The following is a 25,179-nucleotide window of genomic DNA, read 5'->3' on the forward strand; positions in this document are numbered from 1 at the left end:
GGCCATGGCCTCGCCCTATCACTGAGGTCCAAGTACGCGTGACAGGGCGAGGCCATGAGCAACTTAATTTCCATATCCGAGCTGACGGAAGATGAGGCGCGTGCCGAGCTTGCACGTCTGGCCGAACTATTGTCGAAAGCAAACACGCTGTATCACACGGCTGATGCGCCTGACATGTCGGATGCCGACTATGACGCTCTCAAACGGCGCAATGCCGAGATAGAAGCGCGCTTCCCTCATCTCAAGCGTCCCGACAGCCCGACGGATCAAGTGGGTGCAAAGCCTGCTGATGGTTTTTCGAAAGTCACGCACGCCGTGCGCATGATGTCGCTGGGCAACGCTTTCGATGATGACGACGTGGCCGATTTCGACAGGTCGATCCGGAAATACCTGGGTCTTGGGGCGGGTGAAAGTCTGGCCTACACCGCCGAACCCAAGATTGATGGCCTGTCGTTGTCATTGCGGTATGAAAACGGACAGCTTGTTCAGGCTGCCACGCGCGGAGATGGTGAAGTCGGTGAAAACGTAACGGCCAATGCCCGCACGGTATCTGATATCCCGCAGCACCTTGAAAACGCGCCAGAGGTTCTGGAAGTCAGGGGCGAGGTTTACATGTCTCACGCGGATTTCGAGGCGTTGAACGCGCGGCAGGCAGAGCGCGGCGGAAAACCCTTTGCCAATCCAAGAAACGCGGCGGCGGGGTCTTTGCGGCAACTGGATCCGGAAATCACGCGCTCGCGCCCGTTGCGTTTCTTTGCTTACGCCTGGGGAGAGGTTTCAGAGCCATTGTCCGACTCGCAGATAGGGGCGATCGAGCGGTTGAAATCACTTGGATTTTCGACGAATCCCCTGACCCGCCTGTGCAAAACGACGCAAGAGATGCTGGAACATTACCGGGATATCGAAGCGCAACGTTCCACCTTGGGCTATGACATCGACGGGGTCGTCTACAAGGTGAATGATCTGTCGCTTCAGGCGCGTTTGGGGTTCCGCTCAACTACGCCGCGATGGGCGATTGCTCACAAGTTCCCGGCCGAACTGGCCTGGACGAGGCTGGAAGCGATCGACATTCAGGTCGGTCGTACAGGCGCGCTTAGCCCGGTTGCACGGTTGCATCCGGTGACGGTGGGCGGTGTTGTTGTGTCCAACGCCACCTTGCACAACGAAGACTATATCGCGGGGCGCGATGCCAAGGGCGGCACGATCCGCGATGGCAAGGATATTCGTGTCGGTGACTGGGTTCAGGTATACCGCGCCGGGGATGTGATTCCGAAACTGTCAGATGTTGATCTGTCCAAGCGCCCGGCCGGTTCGCAGCCCTTTATCTTTCCGACGCGCTGTCCGGAATGTCAAAGCGAGGCGATCCGTGAAGAAGGTGATGCGGTCCGTCGCTGCACCGGTGGTTTGATTTGCCCCGCGCAGGCCGTTGAAAAGCTGAAACATTTCGTCTCGCGCAAGGCGTTTGACATAGAAGGCCTTGGCGCGAAACAGATCGAGATGTTCTATGATGATCCGATCCTTCCGATAAAGACTCCGGCGGATATCTTTACATTGGAACAGCGTGACAGGGCCAATCTGGCACGGCTGAAAAACCGGGATGGGTGGGGGGAAACCTCGGCCAGAAATCTGTTTGCCGCGATCGACGAAAAGCGGACTATTCCATTTGCGCGCCTGTTGTTCGCTTTGGGCATTCGACATGTCGGCGAGGTCGGAGCGCGCGATCTGGCGCTGTTTTACCGCGATTGGGAGACCATGACGCAGGCCCTGGACACCGCCCGCCCGGCAGCTCTGGCTCAGCGGCAAGCGGATGAGGCCGAGGATGCCGAACGGGCGGCCGCGCTGGCAGAAGGTCGTCGGGCACGTGTCAAGGAAGTGCGGGATGCGGCCATAACCGCGGCGCGCGTTCCGCCGGATGCCAATGCCGCCTGGGCTGAATTGATCGGAATAGACGGGATCGGCGCAACGCTGGGTCTGTCCCTGTCCGATGCGTTTTCGAACGTGGAAGAGAGGCGCGCGTTCGATACGTTGCGCAAGGAACTGACAATCGTCGCACCTGATGCGCCCGCCTCAGACAGCCCGGTGGCTGGCAAGACGGTCGTGTTCACCGGTACTCTGGAAAAGATGACCCGCGCCGAGGCAAAGGCACGGGCCGAGGCGTTGGGTGCGAAGGTTTCCGGTTCCGTCAGCAAGAAAACAGATATTCTGGTCGCCGGGCCCGGTGCGGGTTCGAAAGCCAGGAAAGCGGCAGAGCTGGGTATCGAAACCCTGGATGAGGATGGCTGGTTGCAGCTGATCGAAGGCGCATGAGCGGGAGGCCGGAACAGCTGTTCCCGCTGTTTGCGGGGCTTGAAACACTCGAGGGCGTCGGCCCCAAGACCGCGCAGGTCCTGCAACAGGCCGGCGTTGAGAGCCCACGCGACGTTCTGTTCGGCCTGCCTTATGCCGTCGTCGACCGACGTCGGCGAGAGACGATTCAGGGCGTCGATCTGCCTGCGACGTTGACGGTCGAAGTGACTGTCGGCCCACACAGGCCGCCTCGAAACAAGGGGGGCGCATACCGCGTGCATGTCGAAGACAGCCAGGCCGATTTTCAGTTGGTTTTCTTTCACGCGCGCGGGGAGTATCTGAAGAAAGTACTGCCTCAGGGCGCGCGCCGTGTGATCTCGGGCAAGCTGGAGCTGTTCGACGGCATGGCTCAGATGGTGCATCCGGATCATATGTTGCCGGTCGAGCAAGCCAGTGAAATTCCGGAATTCGAACCGGTATATCATCTGACACAGGGGCTGACCCAAAAGACGGCCTTCAAGGCCACCCGCAGCGCATTGGCGCGGGCGCCAGAGCTGGCCGAATGGATCGACCCGGCGCAGATGGCACAGCAAAACTGGCCGGATTGGATCTCGGCAATTCGTGCCGGTCACAATCCTCAGGGGGCTGATGATGTCTCACCATTTGCGCCCGCGCGTCAGCGTCTGGCCTATGACGAGCTGTTCGCCCATCAGATGACGCTGGCTCTGGCGCGTCAGCGAGAGCGGAAATCCCGTGGTGTCGTCAGCGTAGGGACAGGCGCGTTGCAATCCAGGGTGTTGGCCAGCCTTCCTTATCGTCCGACCAGCGCACAAAGCCGCGCGATCGAGGAAATCGCGGCCGATATGGCATCGGATTCCCGCATGAACCGATTGTTGCAGGGTGACGTGGGGGCCGGCAAGACATTGGTGGCCTTCATGGCCCTTCTGATTGCAGTCGAGGCTAAAGGGCAGGGCGTGATGATGGCCCCGACCGAGATACTCGCCCGCCAGCACTTGGAAGGGTTGCGCCCGTTGGCGGAAGAGGCCGGAGTGGTGTTGGAACTGCTCACCGGGCGTGACAAGGGCGCAGAGCGGCGCGCCAAGCTTGAGGCTTTGAAAAATGGCAATATCCGAATTCTGGTCGGCACCCATGCCGTGTTTCAGAGTGATGTTGAATTCAAAGCGCTGCGCTTGGCCATAGTTGATGAACAGCACCGGTTTGGCGTGCGCCAGAGGATGGAGTTGTCGGAAAAAGGGCAGGGCGCGGATGTATTGGTGATGACCGCCACCCCGATTCCACGCAGTCTGGCGTTGGCGCAATATGGCGATATGGATGTCTCGGTGCTGGACGAAAAGCCGCCGGGGCGCAAACCGATCAAGACAGCGATTGTCAGTACGCAGCGCATGGACGAGGTCGTGTCGCATCTGCGTCGGGCGATTGATGAGGGGCGGCAATGCTATTGGGTCTGCCCCTTGGTCGATGAATCAGAGGTTTCAGATCTGACGGCAGCTGAAGAACGGTTCAAACGCTTGCGTGCCATATTGGGCGAAGGTGTGGTCGGGCTGGTTCACGGGCAAATGCCGCCGTCGGAAAAAGACGCGGCAATGTCCGCATTCCAGAACGGGGACACCAAGGTTCTTGTGGCCACGACCGTCATAGAAGTGGGGGTCAATGTGCCCAATGCCACGATCATGGTCATCGAACGGGCCGAAATCTTTGGTCTGGCCCAACTGCATCAATTGCGCGGCCGTGTGGGCCGGGGTGATGCGGAATCGACGTGTTTGTTGATGTATCAGCCTCCGCTCAGCGACGGGGGACGTAAACGGTTGGAGGTTCTGCGCGAAACCGAAGACGGGTTCCGTATTTCGGAAACCGATCTGGAGATGCGCGGCGCCGGGGATCTGATCGGAACTGCGCAGTCCGGTCTGCCAAAGTTCCGCATTGCGGATCTCGAGCGTCAGGCCGGCTTGATGGCCGTGGCCCAATCCGATGCCCGGGCATTGCTGAATGCGGATCCCAAGCTGACCTCGGACCGGGGGCGCGCGGCACGCGTACTTTTGTGGCTGATGAAGCAGGATCAGGCGATCCGTTTGATTTCAGTGGGTTAGGCAAAAAGTTCCAGAAAGTTCACAAATGTTCTCAAAAAGTTCTTTACCGACTCGCGTAAATATGAGAACAAAAGGTCAACAAAGGATTAAAGCTCTGACCGGAGGTGACCCTATGCTGACCCAGATCAAGACCGTATTCAGCCGCTCGCAATCGACGATCCTACAGGATGCCGTGGGCGTGATGTCTCTGGTCGTGATCCTGATGGTCGCCTTGCACCTGCCGGTTGGCTTCTGAACCTTTCTGCCTGCGATCTCGTGCCGAAAAAACCGCGCTGTCATCCCCATTTCAGTCAAGGGTGACCTGCCTGTCCCAAACCCCTTGAGGGGCCTTGCCTCGGCCCCGTGCGGTACTCCGGACCCCACGCGAGACACGCAATGCCTGCCGCCGCCCTTTCGCCCGGAAGGTGCGGCGGTTTTTTTACAACTGGCCGGTTTTGAAAATCTCAAGCAATGCGGACAGGACCGAGTTAACCGCGACCGAGGCTAGGATCATCCCCATGATACGGCTGATGATCGCTGCTCCTGAATGGCCAATCAGGCGGATGATCGGTTCGGCCAGAAGCATGAGAACGAAGGCAACTACTAAAACCGACAGCATGACCAATGCGGTAATCCCCTGATCGGCTGCACTGTATCTATGGTTGTCCGTCAGGATCACCACTGCAAGCATCGCGCCGGGCGAGGCCAGAGACGGAACCGCAAGAGGAAATATCGCGGGATTCTGCTTGTGATACTTATCTTCCTGATCCTCTTCGGCCTGACGCTGTTCTATGTCTTGTTTGCTTTCGCCAAAGATCATGGTCAGAGCGAACAGAAACAAGATGATGCCGCCTGCGACCTGAAATGAATTCAGTCCAATATCCAGCGCTTCGATCAGCAATTGCCCAAACACGAGAAAGAACAAAAGGACACCGGCGCTTATTATCGATGCCAACAGCGCTGTTTTGCGACGCGCGGCGGCCTCTAGCCCCGCAGTGACGGCAATGAAAACGGGAATAGTTCCAATCGGGTCTATTACGACCCAAAGAGTTACAAAATGCTCGAGTAGATTTTCCAAAACCCATCCCTCCTTAAATTTAAGCGGAAGGTAAACGGGTTTACATCAAATAGCTATGATCAGGCGCAATCTGCCTGTTCGGCCTGCGCCATGGCTTCGGCGGCGGCATCCAGCGCCAGCAGAATTGACGCGTGGCGGTTCTTGTAGTCCCGCGCCGGCATCAGGACCTCAAGGCCGTCAAACGGCGCATCCGGGGCGGGGCCGTCCTTTTTCAACATGGCCGCAAGCTGATCGCGCGCTGCTTCGACCTGCGCACGCGTGGCACCAATGATCGCGTCGCCAACCACCGAAGCAGAGGCCTGTCCCAGCGCGCAGGCTTTGACGTCCTGCCCGAAGGCGCTGACACGTCCATCCTTAACCTTCAAATCAACCGTTACGGTAGAGCCACAAAGAGGCGAGCGTTTCTTGACTGTTGCATCCGGGTTTTCCAACCGATCCAGATGCGGGATGTCGGCCGCCAACGCCAGAATGCGTCCGGAATACAGCTTGATCAAGTCGTTCTCGCCGCTCATGGCTTTCCCTCGTCGTGTGTTCCTCATACATAGTGACCAACCCAACGGATGCAAAAGGTTTTTGTCATGTCTCACCCCGTCGCGTTTGATCCATCGACTCTGAAATATAACGAGGCGGGGCTGATTCCGGCAATTGCGCAGGATGAGGTGTCGGGCGAGGTTCTGATGATGGCATGGATGAACGCACAGGCCATTGAAAAGACACTGGAAACGGGCAGGGTGACCTATTGGTCGCGCTCGCGTCAGTCTTTCTGGATCAAGGGTGAAACTTCGGGCCATGTGCAGGAACTGGTGGATTTCCGCATCGACTGTGACCGCGATTGCCTGTTGGTTCTGGTGCGTCAAACCGGTGCTGCCTGTCACACCAACCGCCGGACGTGCTTTTATACTGCGGTGCGGGACGGGGCCGAGACCGAACTGATGGCCCCGATGGAGTAACCGAGTCAGATCAAAGCCCCACCATATGCCGGATGTCTGCCGGGCTGGCACCATCGGCCCGGTATTTCGCGATGGCACGCGCATCGTCGCGTTTCGCCAGCCGTTTGCCGGCGTCATCGCGGATCAGATCGTGATGATAATACACAGGCGTCGGCAAATCCAACAGCACCTGAAGCAGCACATGGATGCGTGTGGCTTCGAACAGATCCTGACCTCGGACCACATGGGTGATCCCCTGGGCCGCGTCGTCAAGAACGACGGATAAATGGTAGGACGTGCCCATGTCGCGGCGGGCCAGAACGATATCGCCGACACTGGTTTCCAACTCATCCGGGGTAAAAGAAATTGTTCCTGTTTCGCCACCGGGGCCGGAGCCCAGTTCCAAGAATTGGAATTTGGCCGGATCTTGGATTGTTTGACAGGCCTTGGCAACATCCAGTCGCAACACCTGGTCCCTCGGGTGAGGGTTTTGACTTAAGTCTATACCCTGGTTTATTTTTCGACACGTTCCGGGATAGATAATTCCGTCTGGCCCAAGCAAGGGCGCGCCTTCCTGGGGCGCGCTTGCGGCGGCGGCAATATCCTTGCGATTGCACAGGCAGGGATACAGAAGACCTTTCATCCACAACCGCTCCAACGCGAGATCATAGATACTCAGCCGATCTGATTGACGCAGCACTGGTTCCGGCCATGTCAGCCCCAACCAATTGAGGTCATCATAGATCTGGTCCTCCCAATGCGAGCGCGAGCGGGACCGATCGATATCTTCGATGCGAAGCAAGAACCGGCCGCGTTCAGATCTGGCCATATCACTGGCGATCATCGCAGAATACGCGTGACCAAGGTGAAGCGGGCCAGTCGGGGATGGCGCGAAACGCGTTACGAAAGTCACGCTTTTTCTATAACATACACGTCAGAGTTAAGGTTGATGCCGGGCAAGTGCGGCCCGTGTTCACGAAATAGCAAACGTGCGGCACCCATGTCGACCCAATCCGTCAGTCGGCAGGTGAATTTGTGATTTTTCAGCGCATGATCGTTCAGGGAAAACGCCAGCAACCCACCTTTGGGCAAGGTGTGCATCAACTGGTCGAATGTCTCGGGCGGGGCCGCGCCCTGACCGATGACACCGATTGCGGTGATCACCGAATACGAGCCGCGGCTGAGCGGGGCCGGTTTGGTGATGTCAAACCCGGTCAAACTTCGGTAAACACCCTTGGCCTCTGCCTCTTCCAGCATTTTGGGGGTGGGATCGATACCATCGATGACCTCAAATCCCGCCGCCCGCAAGGCGAGACCGGAAAGCCCCGTTCCGCAGCCGAAGTCCAGAATCGGCGTTTGGGGGTGAGGGTGGAATTGCCACAAAGCCGCGGCCACCCGTCCCGGGGTTGCATATCCCTGTTCCGCGACCTCTTCTTCATAGGTCGCGGCCCAGTTCTGGTAATGCGTTTCAGTGTCTTCAGGCGTGTCGAGATCGTAGGTGCTGTCCAGGAACTTGTCGCTCATCCCGTCATGCTAGGCCGAGATCACGCCGCGCGTCCAGTCAGCATTGATCCAACCAGGTTTGCCATTCTGTCTTGGCACGATCGGTATAGGCCTTGTACCGGTCCTTCCGGCCGCGCCGCCCGCCTTTCAGGCCGTCCACGGGGCGGAACAGGCCAAAGTTTACGTTCATCGGCTGAAACGTCTTGGCTTCGGCCCCGCCGGTAATGTGATGGATCAACGCACCCATTGCACTGTCTTTGGGTACTTCAGGCAAATCACGACCCTGTATTTCCGCGGCGGCCATGCGACCGGCAAGCAATCCCATCGCGGCGCTTTCAACATAGCCTTCGACGCCCGTAATCTGGCCGGCAAAGCGGATGTTGGGCTTGGATTTCAAGCGCATCTGTGCATCGAGCAAGGTGGGAGAGTTGATGAACGTGTTGCGGTGGATACCGCCCAGCCGGGCAAAGCTGGCGTTTTCCAGGCCGGGGATCATGCGGAACACGTCGGTCTGGGCGCCGTATTTCATCTTGGTCTGAAACCCCACGATGTTGAACAAAGTGCCCAACGCGTTATCGCGCCGCAACTGAACCACGGCATGGGGTTTGACGTCAGGCGCATGGGGGTTTGTCAGCCCAACAGGCTTCATCGGACCATGGCGCAGTGTCTCGCGCCCGCGTTCGGCCATGACTTCAATGGGAAGGCAGCCATCAAAATAGCCTGCGGTCTCACCTTCGTGAAACTCGGTTTTTTCCGCTGCCAGAAGGGCGTCGATGAAAGCCTCGTATTGATCACGGTCCATCGGGCAGTTCAGGTAAGCCGTGCGTTCTTCCTCGGTCTCGCCTTTGTCATACCGGGATTGCATCCACGCTTTGCTCATGTCGATGCTGTCGGCATAGACAATGGGCGCGATTGCATCGAAGAACGCCAGCGCGTCCGATCCCGTTTCCGCCCGGATGGCTTCTCCCAATGCGGGTGAGGTCAACGGGCCGGTCGCAAATATCCAATGGCCGTCATCAGGCAGCGAGGTGACTTCCTGATCGGTGACGCTCACGCGTGGGTGGGCGCGCAGTTTTGCGGTGACCGTCTCGGCAAAAGGGTCGCGATCCACGGCCAGAGCCCCCCCGGCAGGGAGCCTGTGTGCGTCGGCGGTTGTAATGATCAACCCATTGGCTGCTCGCATTTCCCAGTGCAGCAGACCGACGGCATTCTGTTCATCATCATCCGATCGGAACGAGTTCGAACACACCATTTCCGCCAGGTTTCCTGTCTGATGTGCGAAGGTGCCAACGGTGGGGCGCATTTCATGAATGATCACGTCAACGCCCATTTCAGCGGCTTGCCAGGCCGCTTCGGACCCGGCCATTCCACCGCCGACGATATGCAAAACTTGTGTCATGTGCAGCCACATAGGGCACCGCACACACAGGCGCAACTGCCGTATTGTATGTGATTGATCTGGTGGAGGGGTCTTGGGGTCGCCGCTGCGGGAATGTCAGCGCTGGTGAGAGAGACCAGCTGGAGGGACCTTCCGCCCACGGCGACCCAAAAGTGTCTTGAGGCCTTGGCCTCGACCCAGCTTTGCCACAGAGTTGCCCTTTTGGAAAGTGCAAAAATGAAAACAGTGGCAAAAAATGTTCAAAACAATTGCGTCATTGGGTCCAATTCGGGGGGCGCTTTTCAATAAAGGCGGAAATGCCTTCTTCCGTATCGCGGTACAACATATTCTGCGCCATTGCGTCTCCGGTATAGGCATAAGCTTGGTCCAAAGGCATTTGCAGCTGTTGATAGAACGCTTCTTTGCCGATCTTCACGGCGACGCCAAGCTTGGATGCGACCAGTTCCGCAAGCCCGTTGGCTTCTTGTTCCAGCAGCGCTTGAGGGACGACGCGATTTACCAGCCCCAATTCGGCGGCGCGCTCTGCTGAAATGAATTCGCCGGTGGTCAGCATTTCAAATGCCTGTTTTCTGGGGATGTTGCGGCTGAGAGCCACCATCGGCGTGGAACAGAACAGGCCGATATTGACCCCGTTGACGCCAAACCGTGTTCCTTCTGCGGCCACCGCCATATCGCAGGTCGCTACCAACTGACACCCGGCGGCAGTCGCAATGCCATGGACTTGCGCGATAACGGGTTGCGGCAAGGACTGGATCGACATCATCATCCGGGCGCAACGGGAAAAGAGATCTTGAAAGTAGGCCTTGCCACCATCTTCGGATTGGCGTCCGGCTGTCATCTGCTTCAGGTCATGCCCGGCGCAAAACGCCTTTCCCGCCCCCGACAGGACCACGGCCCGGATCGAGCCGTCGTCGCGCAGCGCATCAAGTTCGGCTTGCAGCGCAGCCAGCATCTCATCACTCAGTGCGTTCAGCCGGTCCGGGGCGTTCAGTGTCAGCCGTGCCACCGCGCCCGTGTCGTAACGTTCCAGAATTGCCATCTTGCCCTCCGTTCCCAAGTTGGGCCAACTCTAGGTCGGCAAGAGCAGGAGGGGAAGTATGGCTTTGGCAATGAATCGGGACGAACTGTCACAATACCTCAAAGAGGTGTTCCCGCAGGTGCACAAGGATTTCGTCGTTGAAGATTTGACTGAAGACACGATCACCATGCGCCTTGTGGTTCAGGATCAACACCTGCGTCCCGGGGGTACGGTATCAGGCCCGTCGATGTTCGGGCTTGCCGATGTCAGTGTCTATGCGATGGTTCTGGCAAGGAAAGGGCGTCAGTCTTTGGCCGTCACCACCAACAGTTCTTTTGATTTCCTGCGCAAACCGGAAGGCGGCGCCGATATGATTGCGGCCTGTCGTTTGTTGAAGCTGGGAAAAACACTGGCCGTTGGGGATGTGCTTTTGTATTCGGAAGGCAGTGATCTTCCGGTTGCACGGGCAACGATGACCTATTCCCTGCCGCCAGCAGGGTCAGCTGCCGCGAATTTCGGATAAAAAAGGCCGGGGACAGGCCCCGGCCCAGGAAGAGGTCCCAATAATTGGGACTGGGGATCAGTCAGGGCTGCCAGAAAAAGCGCTTTGTTTCCCGGCCAGCCTGATGGCGGGTCAGCCCGACGTCCTGAAGCAGACGGTCATCCAGATAGCTCAGATTGACGCGACTGCGGCGACGGCGTTCCCATTGAGTGACCGCCGCCGCAAACCGCACGGCCAGAGCCGCGAGCAGAGGCAGCCGTGGGCTGTCGTTCAGCAGCAGAAGGGCGGTGGTGTGCATTGTGCGTGTCATCTCGGAATTCCTTTCAAATTGTATTGACACAAAACAGTATTGCTTGGTACATAGTATTGATACATTCGAAATTGTGTCAAAGGCAAAGGAAGAATTGTAATGGATACAATTTGGCCGGAGGCTCTGCCAAAATCCAAGGGTCCGAAATATACATTGGTTGCTGACGCAATAAGAAAAGCCATTGGTGACAAGAAATTAGATGTTGGCGCCAAGCTTCCGCCGGTTCGTGAACTGGCGTATCGCCTGCAAATCACACCTGGTACAGTCGCACGTGCCTATACGATCCTGACCGACGAAGGCTTGCTCCACGCCGAGGTTGGGCGTGGTACATTTGTGGCCCCGCCGAAATCACCGATTCTGGATGATGTCTGGGCCAGGCAACTGCATCTGAGGGAAGACAAGTACAACGCCAATGTCAGCCTGTTCAGCCCGCGTTTGCCGGATGCGGGGCAGGTCGCGCTTATCCGGGAATGCCTGCAAAAGGTTTCGCAAGCTGATCCCGGGCAGTTTCTGAATTACCCCACGCGGGACGCGTATATACCCATGAGGCAATCGGTCGTGGATTGGCTGTCGGATTTGCCGCTGGGCCCGCTGACCCATGATGACATCGTCTTGACCCATGGCGGTCAGAACGGATTGTGTCTGGTGTTCCAGACCATCCTGCGCGGACCCAAACCAATCGTGTTGGTTGAGGACCTCTCTTACGCCGGGTTCCGTCGGGCCGGAGAGTTGATGCGCGCCGAAGTCATTGGCGTCAAGATGGACAAATGGGGCATCGATCCGGCGTCGATGGAGCATGTTTTGCGGCAAACCAATGCTCAGGCCGTTTGCGTCTCGCCAGAAGTTCAGAACCCCACCGGCATCCACACGCCGCTGGAACGCAGGAAAGAGGTCGTGGACGTCGCCCGGCGCTTCGACCTTCAGATCGTGGAAGACGATTGCTATCGCATGGGAGAGGCGCGCGAACCCAGTTATCGTGCGCTCGCCCCCGAGCGGGGCTGGCACGTGTCGTCCATTTCAAAGATACTCACACCGGCTTTGCGCGTTGGCTTTGCCATTGCCCCAAAGGATCGCAGCGCCGATCTGCGCCGATCGGCCGAATATGGGTATTTTGGCCTGGCTCAACCCTTGGCCGAACTGACCCGGCTGCTGCTGTCGGATCCGCGTACCCGCCAGATTGCCCAGGATGTGCGCAAACGGATGGGCGATTATGTTCGGATCACCGTCAATGCGCTGGGTGGTTTCGATCTGAACTGGGCACCGGATGTGCCTTTTATCTGGCTGAACCTGCCATCGGGGTGGCGGTCTGCCGCGTTCAGCCGCGCGGCAGAGCGGGAAGGCATTCAGCTCAGATCAGCGGATGAGTTCGCCCTGCGCGACGGGCGCGCCCCAAACGCCGTACGCATCGCAATGAATGGCCACGTTTCGTTGGAACGGTTCGAGGACGCAATGCTGAGGTTGCGCGCTTTGCTGGACAATCCGCCTGAACAGATCAGCGTCTAGCATTCAACTCAGCGGCGGCGGGTCGCCAAAGAAACCGGCCAGATGGGCAATTCTTCCGTCCTTGTCCAATCGAATGAAATCATGCCCGGCCACCATGATTGCGCCGTCCGGGGCCACCATATGCCACGTGAAGTGGACGACATCATGGTGCGACACAGGATTGCTGGTGATTTCGACACGCCCATTCGAAGTCAAAAGGACTTCGCCGATATGTGCACTCAACTGCTCTCGGCCTGAAACATCGGCTGTCGGATCCACGTACCGACCATTTTCCGCAAAGCACTGGGTCAGAAGCGCAAGCCGTTTATCGGCGGACTTTTCCTGCCAGGCCGCGCCATAGTTTTCAATCGTGCGCATCAAATCCTGCATACGACCCTCCGTGGTTGAGCATGATCAATTCCAACCGAGTGTATCAGAGTGTCGAAATTGGGGCGATTTCCGTGCTGACGACATGGGGTAAAATAATACCTATTTAACAAGTCATTGTTTTAAAACATTTTAAATGGCGCTTGGTCGCTTGACGTGGCGATCATGGGTGTCTAGATACGCATCCATCGAATTCGGGCCGCCTCGCTTGGGGCGGTCTTTCACATCAAACAGGACTATCCTGCCATGAAAACCTTTTCTGCAACACCTGCAGACATCGACAAGAAATGGATCCTGATCGACGCCGAGGGCGTTGTTCTGGGCCGTCTTGCGTCGATCGTCGCCATGCGCCTGCGTGGCAAGCACAAAGCGTCGTTCACCCCGAACATGGACATGGGCGACAACGTCATCGTGATCAACGCTGACAAGATCCAGATGACCGGCAAGAAGCGCGAAGAAAACTTCTACTGGCACACTGGCCACCCGGGCGGCATCAAGTCGCGCACCAAACAGCAGATCCTGGAAGGTGCACACCCCGAGCGCGTCGTGACCCAAGCGGTCAAGCGCATGCTGCCGGGCAACCGTCTGGCGCGTCAGCAAATGACCAACCTGCGCGTTTATGCCGGTGCCGAGCATCCCCACGAGGCGCAAGCGCCCGAAGTTCTGGACGTCAAGTCCATGAACAAGAAAAACACCCGGAGCTAATGACCGATGGCTGATCAGATCAATACTCTCGAAGAGCTGAGCGCCGTCGCAGGCGTTGAAACCGTGGCCGAGGAAGTCATCGTGCGTGAACCCGTACGTGACGAGCTGGGCCGTTCCTATGCCACCGGCAAGCGTAAAGACGCTGTTGCCCGCGTTTGGATCAAGCCGGGTTCCGGCAAGGTCACCGTGAACGGCAAGGATCAGGACGTCTATTTTGCACGCCCCGTTCTGCAACTGATCCTGCGCCAGCCGTTCCAGGTTGCTGGTGTCGAAGGCGAGTTCGACGTTGTCGCCACCGTCAAAGGTGGTGGCCTGACCGGTCAGGCCGGTGCGGTCAAGCACGGCATCTCGAAAGCGCTGCAACTGTACGATCCCAACCTGCGCGGCGCCCTGAAAGCCGCTGGCTTCCTGACCCGCGACAGCCGCGTTGTGGAACGTAAGAAATTCGGTAAGCGCAAAGCCCGCCGTTCGTTCCAGTTCTCCAAGCGTTAATTCGCCGGGAAAACCCAACAAAGAAAGGGCTCGCAATTGCGAGCCCTTTTGCTATTTGTCCTCAGTAACTGTAGTCGATGGATGCTTCTTGGCGTAGCCAGTTGTTACGAATTGCCCGGTTCTTGCACTTCTAGATCTGCCGGTTTCGCCACCTCCACGATTTTCACCTATCGTAGTCGTCGGGTGAGATTTCGCATATTTTGGCGTTACAAACTGCCCGGTTTTTGAACTGCGATAATTTTTACTCATATTTTCTAATCTACTAGTTACGTAAGTATCAATATGACCCCTCCCGATGAGAACGCAAGGGGAACAGATGGTAACAGCTCAAAAAATTATCTGGATAAAAAGGGGGCAAAAACTAGCCCCATTTTTTAGTAGAAGCGGTGCTTTATTCTTCGTAAACCAGCTTCCACGCGCCGTTTTCAACGACATTGACGAAAACCGTATCCGCCCCCTGGTGATCATCCGGGCCATAGGTAATGTGGTTGCCGACCAGGTCATCCTGATAGTCCAGTGACTCCATCGCTTCGATAAAGCTGTCATGCGTCAGGTCAGGGCCCGCGGCCTCAAGCGCTTTAACCATCATTTCGGCGGCGGAATAGCCCAACATGGCGAATCCAACCGGGTCTTCGCCCGTGGCGGCCTTGTATTCTTCGATAAACGCCGCCGGGGCAGGTTGATCTGCACGCGCCCACAGATCCTGCCACGAAGCTGCTGCATAGAACCCGTCAGTCACCCCACCGGGAACCTGTGCCACGACAGTCAGGAAACTGGCCGAAGTCCCGAGGAACTTCATGTCCGTCAGCCCCATCTTCTTGGCCGTGCCTACTACGGTGATCGCCTGCCGCACGCCAAGCGCCATGGTGACGATATCGCAGCCCTCTTCCTTGAGCTTGCTGAGCGACCCGACAAAATCCGTCTCATCCGGTTTGTGGGTCGTTTCAGATCCAAAAGCGATCCCGGCTTCTTCGGCGCCGGCCTTGCTGCCCTCAAGAATTTCCTCACCGAAATCTGTCGGCAGATACATGGTGCACACCGTCTTTGATCCAAATTCGCCGGCCAGATATTTCACACCGACACGCGCCTGATCATAGTAGGTCGAGAAAGACGTGAACTTGTTTCGCATCGGCTCTTGCAACATCTGACGCGCAGCGGTCAGAGGTGCCACGTTGGGAATGCCCTTGGGATCCAACAACTTGAACCCAGCCATGTTCATCGGCGTGCCAAGCGATTGCAGCATGGCGAACACCTTGTCGCGGTTCAGCAGTTTGTTGTAGCCCTGCATCGCACGCGGCATCTGGTATCCGTTGTCCTCGACCACATAGCGGATTTTGCGCCCGTGTATGCCACCGGCTTCGTTCACCCGGTCGAATACCACGTTGGCACCTTTGGTCGCCGGGACACCCACCGCGGCAAAAATGCCGCTCAGGTCGTTGACGGACCCGATGACAATCTCATCATCCGTCACGCCCTGCGTCTGAGCCCAACCGATGCTTGCCGAGGCGGCCAACGCCGTGGCGGCGGCCAGCCATTTGAATGACTTCTTCATCTTTCTCCTCCCGAAAACTCTTTGGCTAAGTGTACATGTCTTCAATCAGATGTCCGTGTTTCTTTTCGACCAGGCCGCGTTTCAGCTTCATTGTGGCGGTAAGCTCGTCATCCTCGGCGGTCAGCAGAACGTCGATCAGGCGAAAATCCTTGATCTGCTCGACCCGTGCGAATTCTTTGTTGACTGCGGCCACTTCGGCGCCGATCAGCTCCTTGACTTCGGCCGCGGCGCAAAGCGAGGCAAAGTTCGAAAACGGGATTTTCTGGTCCTGCGCATATTTTTCGACATTTTCCTGATCGATCATGATCAGCGCCGTGAGGTATTTGCGCCGATCGCCGATGATCACCGCGTCCGAGATGTAATGGCTGAACTTCAGCCGGCTTTCGATTTCGGCCGGGGTGATGTTCTTGCCACCGGCGGTGATGATGATGTCTTTCAACCTGCCGGTGATGGTAACGTACCCGTCCTTGTCGATACGTCCCATATCGCCGGTGCGCAGCCAGCCATCGGCAGTAAAGCTTTCCGCCGTCTTTGCGTTGTTGCGCCAATAGCCCTGAAAGATGTTCATGCCTTTGAGTTGAATTTCACCTTCATCCGAGATGCGGATGTCGCACCCCGGGACGACCTTGCCGATGGTTCCGATCTTGTTGCTTTCCACGGTGTTGAGTGTGGCAAGGCCGGACGTTTCGGTCATGCCGAAGCCCTCGACGATCGGCACTCCGATGGCCCAGTACCATTTCAACAAATCCGCCGAGATAGGCGCGGCACCCGTGCCACCCCGGCGCAGCTTGTCCAAGCCCAGCATCCGGCGCAAATTCTTCAGAACCAACTGATCCCAGAACCAGAACCGGGCCGCGATGGCGGCGGGAACGGGTTTTCCCGAACTCACGTAATCGGCCCGGCGCGCGCCGGCCTTCAGGGCAAGACCGTATGCCATTCGACCCAGCGCCGTTGCATCCTGCGCCAGGATTTGCACCTGCGCATGGATCTTTTCCCAAACTCTCGGCACAGCCGTGAAGGTCGAGGGCGAGACCTCTTGCAGATTCGCAAACACCGTCTCGGGGCTTTCCGCGAAATTCACGGTGCAGCGGGCGGCCAGAGGGTAATAGACAGACACGTCGCGTTCCAGAATATGGCAGAGCGGTAGAAAACACAGCTGTTCGTCACTGGCCTGTGTTGGCAATGACCAGGCACCGGCCTCGATGCCGGCCAGGATGTTTTCATGGCTCAACATCGCACCCTTGGGTTGGCCGGTGGTGCCGGATGTGTAAACCAGCAAAGCTGTGTCCTGAGGTTTGGCCTGTGCGATTTCGGCTTCGAACCGTCCCGGATCTTCCTGTTCGGCCTGCTGGCCCAAAGCGTAAAGGTCGTCGATCATCATGCAGCGTGGATGGGTCAGGTCATGCAAGCCTTCGTCTTCCAGAATGATCACCTTGATCAGATCTGGAACTTGATTTTCGACTTCCAGAAACTTGTCCAGATGCTCTTCGTCCTCGACGATGAGGAACTTGCTGCCACTGTCGTTGACCAGATATTGCAGTTGATTGGCCGAATCCGTGGTGTAGACGCCGGAAGAAATGCCCCCGACGCACTGAATGCCCATATCGAACCACATCCATTCCTTGCGGTCCTCGGACAGGATCGAAACAACGTCACCGCGTTCCAGGCCCAGCTTGCGCAGGGCAAGCCCGCTCCACTTGGCGTGCTGCCAGTAGTCGGCCCAGGAATATGACTTCCAGATGCCCAAATCCTTTTCGCGATGGGCTGTACGATCCCCCAGTTCCGCGCAACGGTGTTGAAACAGCATGCTGATGGTGGTGCACCCATCTACGCGCAACGGGCGTTGTCCGGGGGTTGCATTCAGTTCAACGCCGTTGATCTTGACCTGCGAGGCGAGGGGCGTGGCATCCATCTTGCTTACCTCCACGTCTTCTTGCGTTTCCAACGGCGGCTTTCGCGTGCGCCTTCTTCCTGCACGCCAAGATAGAAGTTCTGGATGTCTTCGGATTTCAGCAACGTATCCGCAGCGCCGTCCATGACGATGCGGCCTACCTCCATCACGTATCCATGATGCGCCAGCCGCAACGCCGCATTGGCGTTCTGTTCGACCAGCAGCATCGTCATATGCTGTTCTTCGTTCAGACGTTTCAGAATGGCGAATATTTCCTGCACCAAAAGCGGTGACAGACCCAGCGACGGCTCATCCAGCAGCATGATGCGGGGACGGGCCATCAGCCCACGTCCGATTGCCAGCATTTGTTGCTGCCCGCCCGAAAGGGTGCCGGCCTCTTGCGTGTGACGATCTTTCAGAACGGGAAAGTAACTGAAAACAAGCTCGCGATCCTGGTCGATCTGCACTTTGTCCGTTCGGGTATACGCGCCGAGGCTCAGGTTTTCATCGACGGTGAGCAGAGGAAACACCTCGCGCCCTTCGGGTACATGCACGATCCCGCGCTGGACGACGGTATGCGGCTCGGCCCCTTGAATGTCGTCTCCATCAAAGGTGATCGTGCCTTTTTCCGGGTCCATCACCCCCGAGACGGTTTTCATCAACGTCGTCTTGCCGGCACCGTTTGCGCCAAGGATCGAAACAATCGCACCTTCGTGAACGTCCAGCGAAACACCGCGAATGGCCATGATCGGGCCATAAAAGCTTTCGACATTTCGGATTTTCAGGATTGGCGCGCTCATGAAGCCTTCCCAAGATAGGCTTCGATCACTGCCGGGTGCGATTGAACTTCGGCCGGGGTCCCAAGCGCCAGTTTTGCGCCGTCTGCCATGGCCAGAACCCGGTCTGACACGCCCGAGACCAGGCCCATGTCATGTTCTACCATCAAAACGGTGATGCCCATCTGCCGTCGGATATCATCGATCCACCAACGCATGTCCGTTGTTTCTTCCACGGACAACCCCGAGGCCGGCTCATCCAGCAGCAAGAGTTTTGGGTCAGTTGCCAAAGCCCGTGCAACTTCGACCACTTTGCGCACGCCGTAGGGCAGCCCCGATATCATCTTGTCGCGATAGGCTTGCAGGTCGAGAAAATCGATGATCCGTTCCACTTTCTCGCGGTTTTCCAGTTCCTGTTGCTTTGCGGACGGGGTGAACAGAATCTCGGAAATCAGGTTTGTCCTGCGGTGGCGGTGCCGCCCGACCAGCAGGTTTTGCAGAACGGTGGCGTGTTCGAACAGTTCGATATTCTGAAAGGTGCGCGCCACGCCATAGGCGGCGACGCCGGACGGTTTGACCCGAAGCAGATCATGACCGTCAAACCGGATCGCCCCGTCAACGGGATCGTAGAACCGGGAAATCAGGTTGAAAACAGTGGACTTGCCCGCACCGTTTGGGCCGACGATGGCAAAGACTTCACCTTCCCGAACGTCGAATGACAGGTCATCCACCGCCGTCAGGCCGCCGAACTTGAGGGTGACATTTTCGAACTCCAGCAAGCTCATCTCAGACGCTCCGTCTTGAGATAGGATTTCTGCCGTTTGAACATGTCCTTTCGATAGAAGGGGAACAGCTCGAACCAGGTGCGGATTTTCAGCCAGCGGCCATAGATGCCCATGGGTTCGAACAGGATGAAGGCGATCAGGATCATGCCGAAGATGCCGAACTCCAATCCCGGAATGGCCACCGTACTGCCACCGAACAGAGCGCCGGCATATTCCTTTGAGATCGACAGAAACTGCGGCAGGAACCCGATCACGATCGCGCCCAGAAACGCGCCGTGGATCGACCCAAGCCCACCGATCACGATCATCATCAACAATTGGATCGAGATCAGAACACTGAAGGTTTCGTTGTTGAACGCTCCGGCGAACAACCCCATCAGTGCCCCGGCCCAGCCCGTCACCGCGCAGGACAAGGCGAAAGAGATCATCTTTGTCCGTGCGATATCGATTCCCATCGCCTGGGCCGAAACCTCAGAGTCGCGCACAGCGATAAAGCTGCGGCCCAAAGGCGCGCGCAGCAGGTTGATATATCCCAGTGTGACCAGAACGGCGACGGTCAGGACCAGCCAGTAAAACTGATCGGGCGTTCCCCAGCGGTCCACCAGATGGCCGAAGATTTCGACCCCGCCGACATATTTGCCTGCAACGCCGCCGGTGATGGGTTCGGACAGAACGATGATGTCGTCCATCAGGATCGAAAGAGCCATGGTGAAGATGGCCAGATAGATGCCATGCAGGCGCAGGGCAGGGATCGCAACGGTCACGCCCGCGATCCCCGTCAGGATGCCGGCCAGTGGAAAGGCGAGAAGAAAGGGCACCCCTGCTTCGATCAGGGCAACGTTGGCATAGCAGCCAAAGGCCAGAAAGGCCGCGTGGCCCAGACTGACTTGCCCTGTATGCCCGGTCAGGATCATCAGGCCCAACCCGGCAATGGCCCAGATCAGGACGTTGGTCAGTTCACCCAGATAGAACTCGTCAAGCCACAAGGGGGCTGCGGCAACAACCGTCAGCAGGATCAGATACAGGACAAGCTGATAGCGGTCTTTCCATGGATGGATATCCTGCATGTAGTCGGTTTTGAAGACGATCCGCATGGCTCAGACCTTTTTGACCCGAACCTGACTGAACAACCCGTTGGGGCGAAAGATCAGCACGGCAAGCAGCAGGGCGTATGGCGCGATCTGGCTGTAACCCGCCGCGATATAGCGGCTGGCAAAAGGTTCGATCACGCCGACGATAAGTCCACCGGCCAACGCACCGGGCAGGCTTCCGAATCCTCCGATAACGGCGGCGGCAAATGCCTTGATGCCCAGCAATCCGGTTGTCGGATCCACCGCGCCCTTGGCGGCGAACAGAATGCCCGCAATCCCCGCAACGACACCGGCCAGCGCCCAGATGAACCCCTGAACCCGCTTGACAGGTACGCCCATGTAATACGCTGCCAGCTGGTTCTGCGACGCCCCCTGCATCGCCAGCCCAAGTTTGGAGCGTTTGAAAAAGACGTAAAGGCCCCATGTCAGCAGGATGGTCACGACGATCACGGCGACATCCTCCAGCCCCAGCACAAGGCCGCCAAAGCGCAGATCTTTCCCCGCCAGCGGGTTTTGCAGTGTTTGCGGTTCGTGCCCCCAGATCAATCCGGCCACGAAACGGATCACAAAGCCCAGGGCGATGGTCAGGATAACAACGGCGGTCTGACTTTCGCCAAACAGGCGACGGATGATCAGGCGATCCAGAAGATACCCCAATGCCCCCATGATCCCCAGTGATATCGGCAGGGCCAGCCAGAACGGCAGACCCATGTACTCGGTGTTGGTCAGGCCGATGGTGACAAAGGCCCCCAGCATCATGAAATCGCCCTGCGCGAAATTTACCGCTTCGGTCGCCTTGTAGATCAGAACAAAGCCAAGCGCGATCAGGCCATAGACACACCCGTTTGCCAGTCCGCTGATCAGCAGCTGTGCGTTATCCAAACTGTCCTCCCTCGACCGGTTTGCCGGTGTCGCGTTCTGCCCGCGCGTATCCTGCGGTGACGCGGGTTTGTTCTACTATGGCGTTATTATCACCTTGCCGTCACTCTTTTTCAGCGCATCCGCCAGATTTGGCACAAGATTTTTCAGCCTAAGATGTTCTGAAACATCCGTTTTCCAGCGCCCGTCGGCAAACCGGGCCTGAACCTCGGCCACGACGCGCATCTGATCGGCGGGCGGGGTCGACATCATCCAGTTTGTCAGCCAGAAGCCTTCGATCCGCTTGCTCATGAAGATCAGTTGACCGGTCTGCGTCAGCGTCGGCGCCTCGGTAGACAGCTTGCCATAACTGATCCAGCGCGCCCGGTTGGGCATGGCGCAGAACAGTTTTTCAGACAACTGGTCCGTCACAGCATCCAGAAACGCGCGCGGTTTCAGCTGCGCGCTCAGATCCGCAAACTTGGCGACAACGTCTTCATCGGTTGTCACCAGCACTTCGGCCGCGCCAAGATCTTTCAACATCTCTGCCGTCTCGGCCCGGCGCACCAAAGCGATCGGCTTCAACCCCAGGTCGCGGCCAAGGCTGCACATCAGCTTGCCCAATTGGCTGGTCGCGGCTGATACGACAAAGGCATCGCCGTCAGCCTTGGCCATATCCACCATGGCCATCGCCGTCATTGGATTGACGATCTGAGCAGCCCCATCATCGTCCGAGATATCAGGGCGCAGAGGGATGCACATCTGCATCTGTGTAACGACATATTCCGCCCAGGCCCCCGATCCGGCGGCAACAAACGCGACGCGTTGCCCTTGCAGGGCTTCGGCGCCCTTGCCGGCGGCCACGACGTCTCCGCATCCTTCAAAGCCGGCGGGGGATCCCTTGACCCTCGGCTGCCCGTATTCACCCTTGATGAAATGCAGATCTGACGGATTGACCGAAGCCGCGCGCAACCGGATCAGCACCTGACCCGGGCCGGGTTCCGGCGTGGGAACTTCAGCTTCTTCCAACCAGTCGGCGGCGTTTTCAATGGCCGGTCCGGTGGCCGTGCCGGAATACCCGTCATGCTTCAGGATTGCGGCGAACATAGTCTGGGGCAGGTCGGTCATCGGGTCATCCTTGAAATGGCTAAAGCACAGCGCGCACCATATCTGGAAAGCCCCCGATAGTACGGGCAAGGTGCGGGCTGTTTGTCAGGCACAGCCAATCAAAAGCGGCGAAGGAGGTCAATTCAACGACGCCCTAACGTAGGGGCAGCGCGGATGCGCCCTTGGGAAAGGCCGACCCGTGGATCGGCCTTTAAAACTTTACTGATGGGTCAGCAGGTTGGTCAGTTCCTGAATTTTCTGAACAATCGTTTCAGGCGAGTCCTTGATATCATTCACAATCTTGATCGCCTGATCCTTCAGATCGGTGGCCAGAGTGCTGTCCTGAAGGGATGCCATAATGCCATCATAGTCGAAGTTGGTCGGGTCCAGCTTGCCTTCCTGAATCCATGAGTTCAGCAACTCCTGCCCTTGACCGGCCAGCGCGGCTACCTGATCGCTGGCCTCCTGAGCCGCATCAGAGGCCTGATCCGCCACCGATGACGCCGCTTCGCTTGCCTGATCTGCAACCGATGACGCCGCTTCTGTAGCTTGGTCCGTCAGCGACGAAGCTGCTTCGGCGGCTTGTTCGGTCGCTGCATCGACAGCGTCAGAGGCAGCGTCCTGTACAGATGAAGCTGCGTCTGTCACCGCTTCGGCGGCTTCTTCTGCCGCGGTTTCCAAACGCTCGGCGGGTGTGGGTTCGGGTTGATTCAGGTAATAGTATCCGCCGGCGCCAATTGCGGCGATGACGATGGCAAGAATTAGAGTACGCGACATGTGTGTCTCCTTTGGAAATTGTGTCGCCGGGATGCGCTAAAAATAACTCAGGTACAAAGGGGAATTCCCGATAATTCTCAGCAGAATAGAGTATAAGCCGGGCTATGCTCATTGTCCTTTGAAACGCGGCAAGAACACGCCGGCACAAAGATGTCGCGCCCTGTTTTGGCGGCGATCCGCCGGGAATGGCCCGCAGCCGCAACCAATTTTAGGGCGCTTCTTGTGGGCCAAAAGGCAGCATTGAGCCTGCATTGGGATAGTGGCGGAGAGACAGGCAGCCATATAGTGATCCGATGCGACCCACAGATTTCCCATAGTATCAAATAATTAAACAGTTATTTTCCGTTTTAGCATCCAATAAGGTCTTGCGAGTTCCGATGGAATCCAGCATCTAATGGGGGATAACCTGACGGACAATAATACGGAACACGTAGCACCATGGCAGCAGGCAAACCCTTGACGGCAACCTTTGTCAAAAACGTTACCACGCCGGGGAAATACTTCGACAACAGCCGTTACGGCCTGTTTCTGCGAATTGACAAAAAGGGTCGCAAATATTGGGTGCAGCGGATCGTGATCTCTGGCAAGCGGCGCGAGATTGGTCTCGGAAACTACCCGCTTGTCACATTGTCGATGGCACGGGAACAAGCGGTTGAGAACAAACGTAAAGCCTATCTGGGCGGCGATCCCCTGGCTGAGAAGCGCAAAGCAAAAATGGATACGGACTTTGCCAGCGTTGTCGATAAGTACCTGGAGGCTAAGCTGGCGGAGTTCCGCAGCGAGAAACACAAAAAGCAATGGCGCGCGACACTGGACACCTACGCGATACCGGTGATCGGCAATAAGTCAGTGGAGGCTATCGACGTCACGGATGTCGTGTCGGTTCTCAAACCGATCTGGGAGGAGAAGACCGAAACCGCCAGCCGCTTGCGCGGACGCATTGAAAAGGTCTTGTCCTGGGCAACCGTGAACGAGTTGCGCATTGGCGAAAATCCGGCACGCTGGAAAGGCAACTTGTCAGAAGTCCTGCCTAAACCAAGCAAAGTTGCGACCGTTAAGCATCATCCAGCCTTGGCGCATAAGGATACAGGGCGCTGGTGGGCTGACCTGTCTGGCCGGGATGGTATGTCGATCAAGGCGTTGCAATTTGCGGCTCTTACAGCCTCACGCTCTGGCGAAATACGGGGCATGACCTGGGATGAAGTGGACTTTGAGGCGGGTCACTGGACCATTCCGGCGACGCGCATGAAAGCACGGCGACAGCATCGCGTTCCATTGACCCCTTCCATGATTGCACTCTTGAAGGAACTTCCAAGGCTTGAAGGCTCGCCTTTTGTGTTCTTTGGAGCCAAGGGTGGCATGCTCTCAGACATGGCTTTGTCATCGGTGATGCGGAAGATGCACAAGGCAGACCTGGCAAAGAACGGTCCTGGCTATTGTGACGCCAAGAGCGGATCACCTGCCGTCCCCCATGGGCTCCGTTCTACCTTCCGCGATTGGGCCGCTGAAGAGGGTTATGATCACCACATGGCGGAGCTGGCACTTGCGCACAACGTGGACAGCATGGTCGTGCGCGCCTACCGCAGAACCGATGCTTTGGAGCGCCGCCGCAAAATGATGGTCGCCTGGGAAAAATTCTTGAAAAAAGAATAGCGTAAAATCAGAAGCTTAGGATTTCCGTCCAAAAAAAGCGCATTTTCATTGATTTCCGATACATAGTCCCCCAAAGCTCCGCACAACCATCTGTAATCTATAGATTTTAACCTGCCATCGGGAGCCCGTTGGCAGGTGTTTTTTCCTGTGCTTATTCGGACTTACGCGGCGCTTACTGGCAGTTAGCGCTTCGTGTCGGCCCCGATGCGCCAACACCGGAACCGACGGGAAGTTAGGAATTAGAGCAATCCCTGCCTTTCTCGATACTGCCGACAATTGATCGCGTCAAAAGAAACGGCGCGGCGCTCGAAGGGGCATATTGAAATGCAAGACAAAATCTATCGCAGGCCAGACGTGGAATCCTTGGTCGGTCTCTCTCGGTCCACCATATACGCCATGATTGCAGACGGCTCGTTTCCAAAGCCTATCAAGCTTGGGAAGCGCGCTGTGGGCTGGCGTCAATCAGATGTTTTGACCTGGCTGGATAGCCGCGCAAGCGAGGCGGTGTGAA

General features: G+C 57.4%; 26 protein-coding genes. 10 read left to right on the forward strand and 16 right to left on the reverse strand.

The window, feature by feature from the left end; translation table 11 throughout:
* Positions 1 to 54 precede the first annotated feature (54 nt).
* From ligA to GS614_RS22335, 3 genes are all read left to right on the forward strand, one after another.
* Positions 55 to 2,307: an NAD-dependent DNA ligase LigA gene (gene ligA, locus GS614_RS01510; RefSeq protein WP_171328455.1), complete on the forward strand. Its 2,253-nt coding sequence runs from the start codon at positions 55 to 57 to the stop codon at positions 2,305 to 2,307.
* On the forward strand, positions 2,304 to 4,394 hold the full coding sequence (gene recG / locus GS614_RS01515; RefSeq protein ID WP_171115985.1) for an ATP-dependent DNA helicase RecG: 2,091 nt from the start codon (positions 2,304 to 2,306) through the stop codon (positions 4,392 to 4,394). The genes ligA and recG overlap by 4 nt, the downstream gene beginning before the upstream one ends.
* Positions 4,395 to 4,506: 112 nt before the next feature.
* Positions 4,507 to 4,629, forward strand: coding sequence for a hypothetical protein (locus tag GS614_RS22335; RefSeq protein ID WP_256367496.1), 123 nt, complete (start codon positions 4,507 to 4,509; stop codon positions 4,627 to 4,629).
* 183 nt (positions 4,630 to 4,812) lie between these two features.
* On the opposite strand, the gene GS614_RS01520 is transcribed toward GS614_RS22335, so the two are convergent.
* Complete coding sequence (locus GS614_RS01520; RefSeq protein WP_152457939.1) at positions 4,813 to 5,451, reverse strand: MarC family protein; 639 nt, start codon at positions 5,449 to 5,451, stop codon at positions 4,813 to 4,815.
* A 59-nt stretch (positions 5,452 to 5,510) separates the two neighbouring features.
* The gene (locus tag GS614_RS01525; protein WP_171725334.1) at positions 5,511 to 5,963 is read right to left on the reverse strand and encodes an iron-sulfur cluster assembly scaffold protein; all 453 of its coding nucleotides are present in this window, start codon (positions 5,961 to 5,963) and stop codon (positions 5,511 to 5,513) included.
* Positions 5,964 to 6,011: 48 nt separating this feature from the next.
* Between GS614_RS01525 and hisI the strand changes: the two genes are divergently transcribed.
* Entirely contained in the window at positions 6,012 to 6,401 is a 390-nt protein-coding gene (gene hisI / locus GS614_RS01530) for a phosphoribosyl-AMP cyclohydrolase (RefSeq protein ID WP_171228735.1), read from the forward strand.
* Positions 6,402 to 6,411: 10 nt separating this feature from the next.
* On the opposite strand, the gene gluQRS is transcribed toward hisI, so the two are convergent.
* From gluQRS to GS614_RS01550, 4 genes are all read right to left on the reverse strand, one after another.
* A complete protein-coding gene (gene gluQRS, locus GS614_RS01535; protein WP_171168219.1) occupies positions 6,412 to 7,293 on the reverse strand; it encodes a tRNA glutamyl-Q(34) synthetase GluQRS in 882 nt (293 codons plus the stop codon).
* Positions 7,290 to 7,904 carry a class I SAM-dependent methyltransferase gene (locus GS614_RS01540; RefSeq protein WP_171725335.1) on the reverse strand — a complete coding sequence of 205 codons (615 nt, stop codon included), beginning with the start codon at positions 7,902 to 7,904 and terminating at the stop codon, positions 7,290 to 7,292. The genes gluQRS and GS614_RS01540 overlap by 4 nt, the downstream gene beginning before the upstream one ends.
* A 37-nt stretch (positions 7,905 to 7,941) precedes the next feature.
* Entirely contained in the window at positions 7,942 to 9,282 is a 1,341-nt protein-coding gene (gene trmFO, locus GS614_RS01545) for a methylenetetrahydrofolate--tRNA-(uracil(54)-C(5))-methyltransferase (FADH(2)-oxidizing) TrmFO (RefSeq protein ID WP_171725336.1), read from the reverse strand.
* A 253-nt stretch (positions 9,283 to 9,535) separates the two neighbouring features.
* A complete protein-coding gene (locus GS614_RS01550; protein ID WP_171725337.1) occupies positions 9,536 to 10,321 on the reverse strand; it encodes an enoyl-CoA hydratase in 786 nt (261 codons plus the stop codon).
* 58 nt (positions 10,322 to 10,379) lie between these two features.
* Here GS614_RS01550 and GS614_RS01555 point away from each other — a divergent pair, with 58 nt between their 5' ends.
* On the forward strand, positions 10,380 to 10,823 hold the full coding sequence (locus GS614_RS01555; RefSeq protein ID WP_171228740.1) for a PaaI family thioesterase: 444 nt from the start codon (positions 10,380 to 10,382) through the stop codon (positions 10,821 to 10,823).
* Positions 10,824 to 10,884: 61 nt separating this feature from the next.
* Here the strand turns inward: GS614_RS01555 and GS614_RS01560 are convergent, their stop codons facing one another.
* Positions 10,885 to 11,112 (reverse strand): DUF1127 domain-containing protein, encoded by a 228-nt coding sequence (locus GS614_RS01560; RefSeq protein ID WP_171115969.1) that lies wholly within the window; start codon positions 11,110 to 11,112, stop codon positions 10,885 to 10,887.
* A gap of 99 nt (positions 11,113 to 11,211) precedes the next feature.
* Between GS614_RS01560 and GS614_RS01565 the strand changes: the two genes are divergently transcribed.
* Positions 11,212 to 12,615, forward strand: coding sequence for a PLP-dependent aminotransferase family protein (locus GS614_RS01565; RefSeq protein ID WP_171725338.1), 1,404 nt, complete (start codon positions 11,212 to 11,214; stop codon positions 12,613 to 12,615).
* A 3-nt stretch (positions 12,616 to 12,618) separates the two neighbouring features.
* Here GS614_RS01565 and GS614_RS01570 read toward each other — a convergent pair whose 3' ends face one another.
* Positions 12,619 to 12,984, reverse strand: coding sequence for a nuclear transport factor 2 family protein (locus GS614_RS01570; RefSeq protein ID WP_171725339.1), 366 nt, complete (start codon positions 12,982 to 12,984; stop codon positions 12,619 to 12,621).
* 243 nt (positions 12,985 to 13,227) lie between these two features.
* On the opposite strand from GS614_RS01570, the gene rplM reads away from it, so the two are divergent.
* Both rplM and rpsI read left to right on the forward strand, forming a co-directional pair.
* Positions 13,228 to 13,686, forward strand: coding sequence for a 50S ribosomal protein L13 (rplM, locus tag GS614_RS01575; RefSeq protein WP_039536983.1), 459 nt, complete (start codon positions 13,228 to 13,230; stop codon positions 13,684 to 13,686).
* Between the two features lie 6 nt (positions 13,687 to 13,692).
* Entirely contained in the window at positions 13,693 to 14,178 is a 486-nt protein-coding gene (gene rpsI / locus GS614_RS01580) for a 30S ribosomal protein S9 (protein ID WP_152457951.1), read from the forward strand.
* Positions 14,179 to 14,569: 391 nt separating this feature from the next.
* On the opposite strand, the gene GS614_RS01585 is transcribed toward rpsI, so the two are convergent.
* The 8 genes from GS614_RS01585 to GS614_RS01620 form a co-directional block, all read right to left on the reverse strand.
* Entirely contained in the window at positions 14,570 to 15,730 is a 1,161-nt protein-coding gene (locus GS614_RS01585; protein ID WP_171725340.1) for an ABC transporter substrate-binding protein, read from the reverse strand.
* Positions 15,731 to 15,755: 25 nt separating this feature from the next.
* Entirely contained in the window at positions 15,756 to 17,642 is a 1,887-nt protein-coding gene (locus GS614_RS01590) for a long-chain fatty acid--CoA ligase (RefSeq protein ID WP_171725341.1), read from the reverse strand.
* A 5-nt stretch (positions 17,643 to 17,647) separates the two neighbouring features.
* Complete coding sequence (locus tag GS614_RS01595) at positions 17,648 to 18,421, reverse strand: ABC transporter ATP-binding protein (protein WP_171204747.1); 774 nt, start codon at positions 18,419 to 18,421, stop codon at positions 17,648 to 17,650.
* Positions 18,418 to 19,182, reverse strand: coding sequence for an ABC transporter ATP-binding protein (locus tag GS614_RS01600; protein WP_171204748.1), 765 nt, complete (start codon positions 19,180 to 19,182; stop codon positions 18,418 to 18,420). Before GS614_RS01600 ends, GS614_RS01595 begins: the two co-directional genes overlap by 4 nt.
* Positions 19,179 to 20,276 carry a branched-chain amino acid ABC transporter permease gene (locus GS614_RS01605; protein WP_171725342.1) on the reverse strand — a complete coding sequence of 366 codons (1,098 nt, stop codon included), beginning with the start codon at positions 20,274 to 20,276 and terminating at the stop codon, positions 19,179 to 19,181. Before GS614_RS01605 ends, GS614_RS01600 begins: the two co-directional genes overlap by 4 nt.
* 3 nt (positions 20,277 to 20,279) lie before the next feature.
* Positions 20,280 to 21,155, reverse strand: a complete 876-nt coding sequence (locus GS614_RS01610; protein WP_170344324.1) for a branched-chain amino acid ABC transporter permease — start codon at positions 21,153 to 21,155, stop codon at positions 20,280 to 20,282.
* A 75-nt stretch (positions 21,156 to 21,230) separates the two neighbouring features.
* Positions 21,231 to 22,259 carry an alcohol dehydrogenase catalytic domain-containing protein gene (locus GS614_RS01615; protein WP_171725343.1) on the reverse strand — a complete coding sequence of 343 codons (1,029 nt, stop codon included), beginning with the start codon at positions 22,257 to 22,259 and terminating at the stop codon, positions 21,231 to 21,233.
* Positions 22,260 to 22,457: 198 nt separating this feature from the next.
* Complete coding sequence (locus tag GS614_RS01620) at positions 22,458 to 23,015, reverse strand: hypothetical protein (RefSeq protein WP_171725344.1); 558 nt, start codon at positions 23,013 to 23,015, stop codon at positions 22,458 to 22,460.
* A 438-nt stretch (positions 23,016 to 23,453) separates the two neighbouring features.
* Between GS614_RS01620 and GS614_RS01625 the strand changes: the two genes are divergently transcribed.
* Both GS614_RS01625 and GS614_RS01630 read left to right on the forward strand, forming a co-directional pair.
* Entirely contained in the window at positions 23,454 to 24,668 is a 1,215-nt protein-coding gene (locus GS614_RS01625) for a site-specific integrase (protein WP_171725345.1), read from the forward strand.
* 324 nt (positions 24,669 to 24,992) lie between these two features.
* Positions 24,993 to 25,178 carry an AlpA family transcriptional regulator gene (locus GS614_RS01630; RefSeq protein ID WP_171363066.1) on the forward strand — a complete coding sequence of 62 codons (186 nt, stop codon included), beginning with the start codon at positions 24,993 to 24,995 and terminating at the stop codon, positions 25,176 to 25,178.
* The last annotated feature ends 1 nt before the right edge of the window (position 25,179 follow it).

The sequence above is a fragment of the Ruegeria sp. HKCCD6604 genome (assembly GCF_013110635.1).
Classification (GTDB): Bacteria; Pseudomonadota; Alphaproteobacteria; order Rhodobacterales; family Rhodobacteraceae; genus Ruegeria.

Coding starts and splice junctions, on each gene's coding strand:
- GS614_RS01560 (WP_171115969.1), bottom strand. CDS start 11,112: ATGACACGCACAATGCACACCACCGCCCTTCTGCTGCTGAACGACAGC.
- recG (WP_171115985.1), top strand. CDS start 2,304: ATGAGCGGGAGGCCGGAACAGCTGTTCCCGCTGTTTGCGGGGCTTGAA.
- GS614_RS01555 (WP_171228740.1), top strand. CDS start 10,380: ATGGCTTTGGCAATGAATCGGGACGAACTGTCACAATACCTCAAAGAG.
- GS614_RS01595 (WP_171204747.1), bottom strand. CDS start 18,421: ATGAGCGCGCCAATCCTGAAAATCCGAAATGTCGAAAGCTTTTATGGC.
- GS614_RS01615 (WP_171725343.1), bottom strand. CDS start 22,259: ATGACCGACCTGCCCCAGACTATGTTCGCCGCAATCCTGAAGCATGAC.
- GS614_RS01625 (WP_171725345.1), top strand. CDS start 23,454: ATGGCAGCAGGCAAACCCTTGACGGCAACCTTTGTCAAAAACGTTACC.
- rplM (WP_039536983.1), top strand. CDS start 13,228: ATGAAAACCTTTTCTGCAACACCTGCAGACATCGACAAGAAATGGATC.
- GS614_RS01565 (WP_171725338.1), top strand. CDS start 11,212: ATGGATACAATTTGGCCGGAGGCTCTGCCAAAATCCAAGGGTCCGAAA.
- GS614_RS01620 (WP_171725344.1), bottom strand. CDS start 23,015: ATGTCGCGTACTCTAATTCTTGCCATCGTCATCGCCGCAATTGGCGCC.
- GS614_RS01630 (WP_171363066.1), top strand. CDS start 24,993: ATGCAAGACAAAATCTATCGCAGGCCAGACGTGGAATCCTTGGTCGGT.
- hisI (WP_171228735.1), top strand. CDS start 6,012: ATGCAAAAGGTTTTTGTCATGTCTCACCCCGTCGCGTTTGATCCATCG.
- GS614_RS01585 (WP_171725340.1), bottom strand. CDS start 15,730: ATGAAGAAGTCATTCAAATGGCTGGCCGCCGCCACGGCGTTGGCCGCC.
- rpsI (WP_152457951.1), top strand. CDS start 13,693: ATGGCTGATCAGATCAATACTCTCGAAGAGCTGAGCGCCGTCGCAGGC.
- ligA (WP_171328455.1), top strand. CDS start 55: ATGAGCAACTTAATTTCCATATCCGAGCTGACGGAAGATGAGGCGCGT.
- GS614_RS01605 (WP_171725342.1), bottom strand. CDS start 20,276: ATGCGGATCGTCTTCAAAACCGACTACATGCAGGATATCCATCCATGG.
- GS614_RS01550 (WP_171725337.1), bottom strand. CDS start 10,321: ATGGCAATTCTGGAACGTTACGACACGGGCGCGGTGGCACGGCTGACA.
- GS614_RS01590 (WP_171725341.1), bottom strand. CDS start 17,642: ATGGATGCCACGCCCCTCGCCTCGCAGGTCAAGATCAACGGCGTTGAA.
- GS614_RS01570 (WP_171725339.1), bottom strand. CDS start 12,984: ATGCAGGATTTGATGCGCACGATTGAAAACTATGGCGCGGCCTGGCAG.
- GS614_RS22335 (WP_256367496.1), top strand. CDS start 4,507: ATGCTGACCCAGATCAAGACCGTATTCAGCCGCTCGCAATCGACGATC.
- trmFO (WP_171725336.1), bottom strand. CDS start 9,282: ATGACACAAGTTTTGCATATCGTCGGCGGTGGAATGGCCGGGTCCGAA.
- GS614_RS01540 (WP_171725335.1), bottom strand. CDS start 7,904: ATGAGCGACAAGTTCCTGGACAGCACCTACGATCTCGACACGCCTGAA.
- GS614_RS01600 (WP_171204748.1), bottom strand. CDS start 19,182: ATGAGCTTGCTGGAGTTCGAAAATGTCACCCTCAAGTTCGGCGGCCTG.
- GS614_RS01525 (WP_171725334.1), bottom strand. CDS start 5,963: ATGAGCGGCGAGAACGACTTGATCAAGCTGTATTCCGGACGCATTCTG.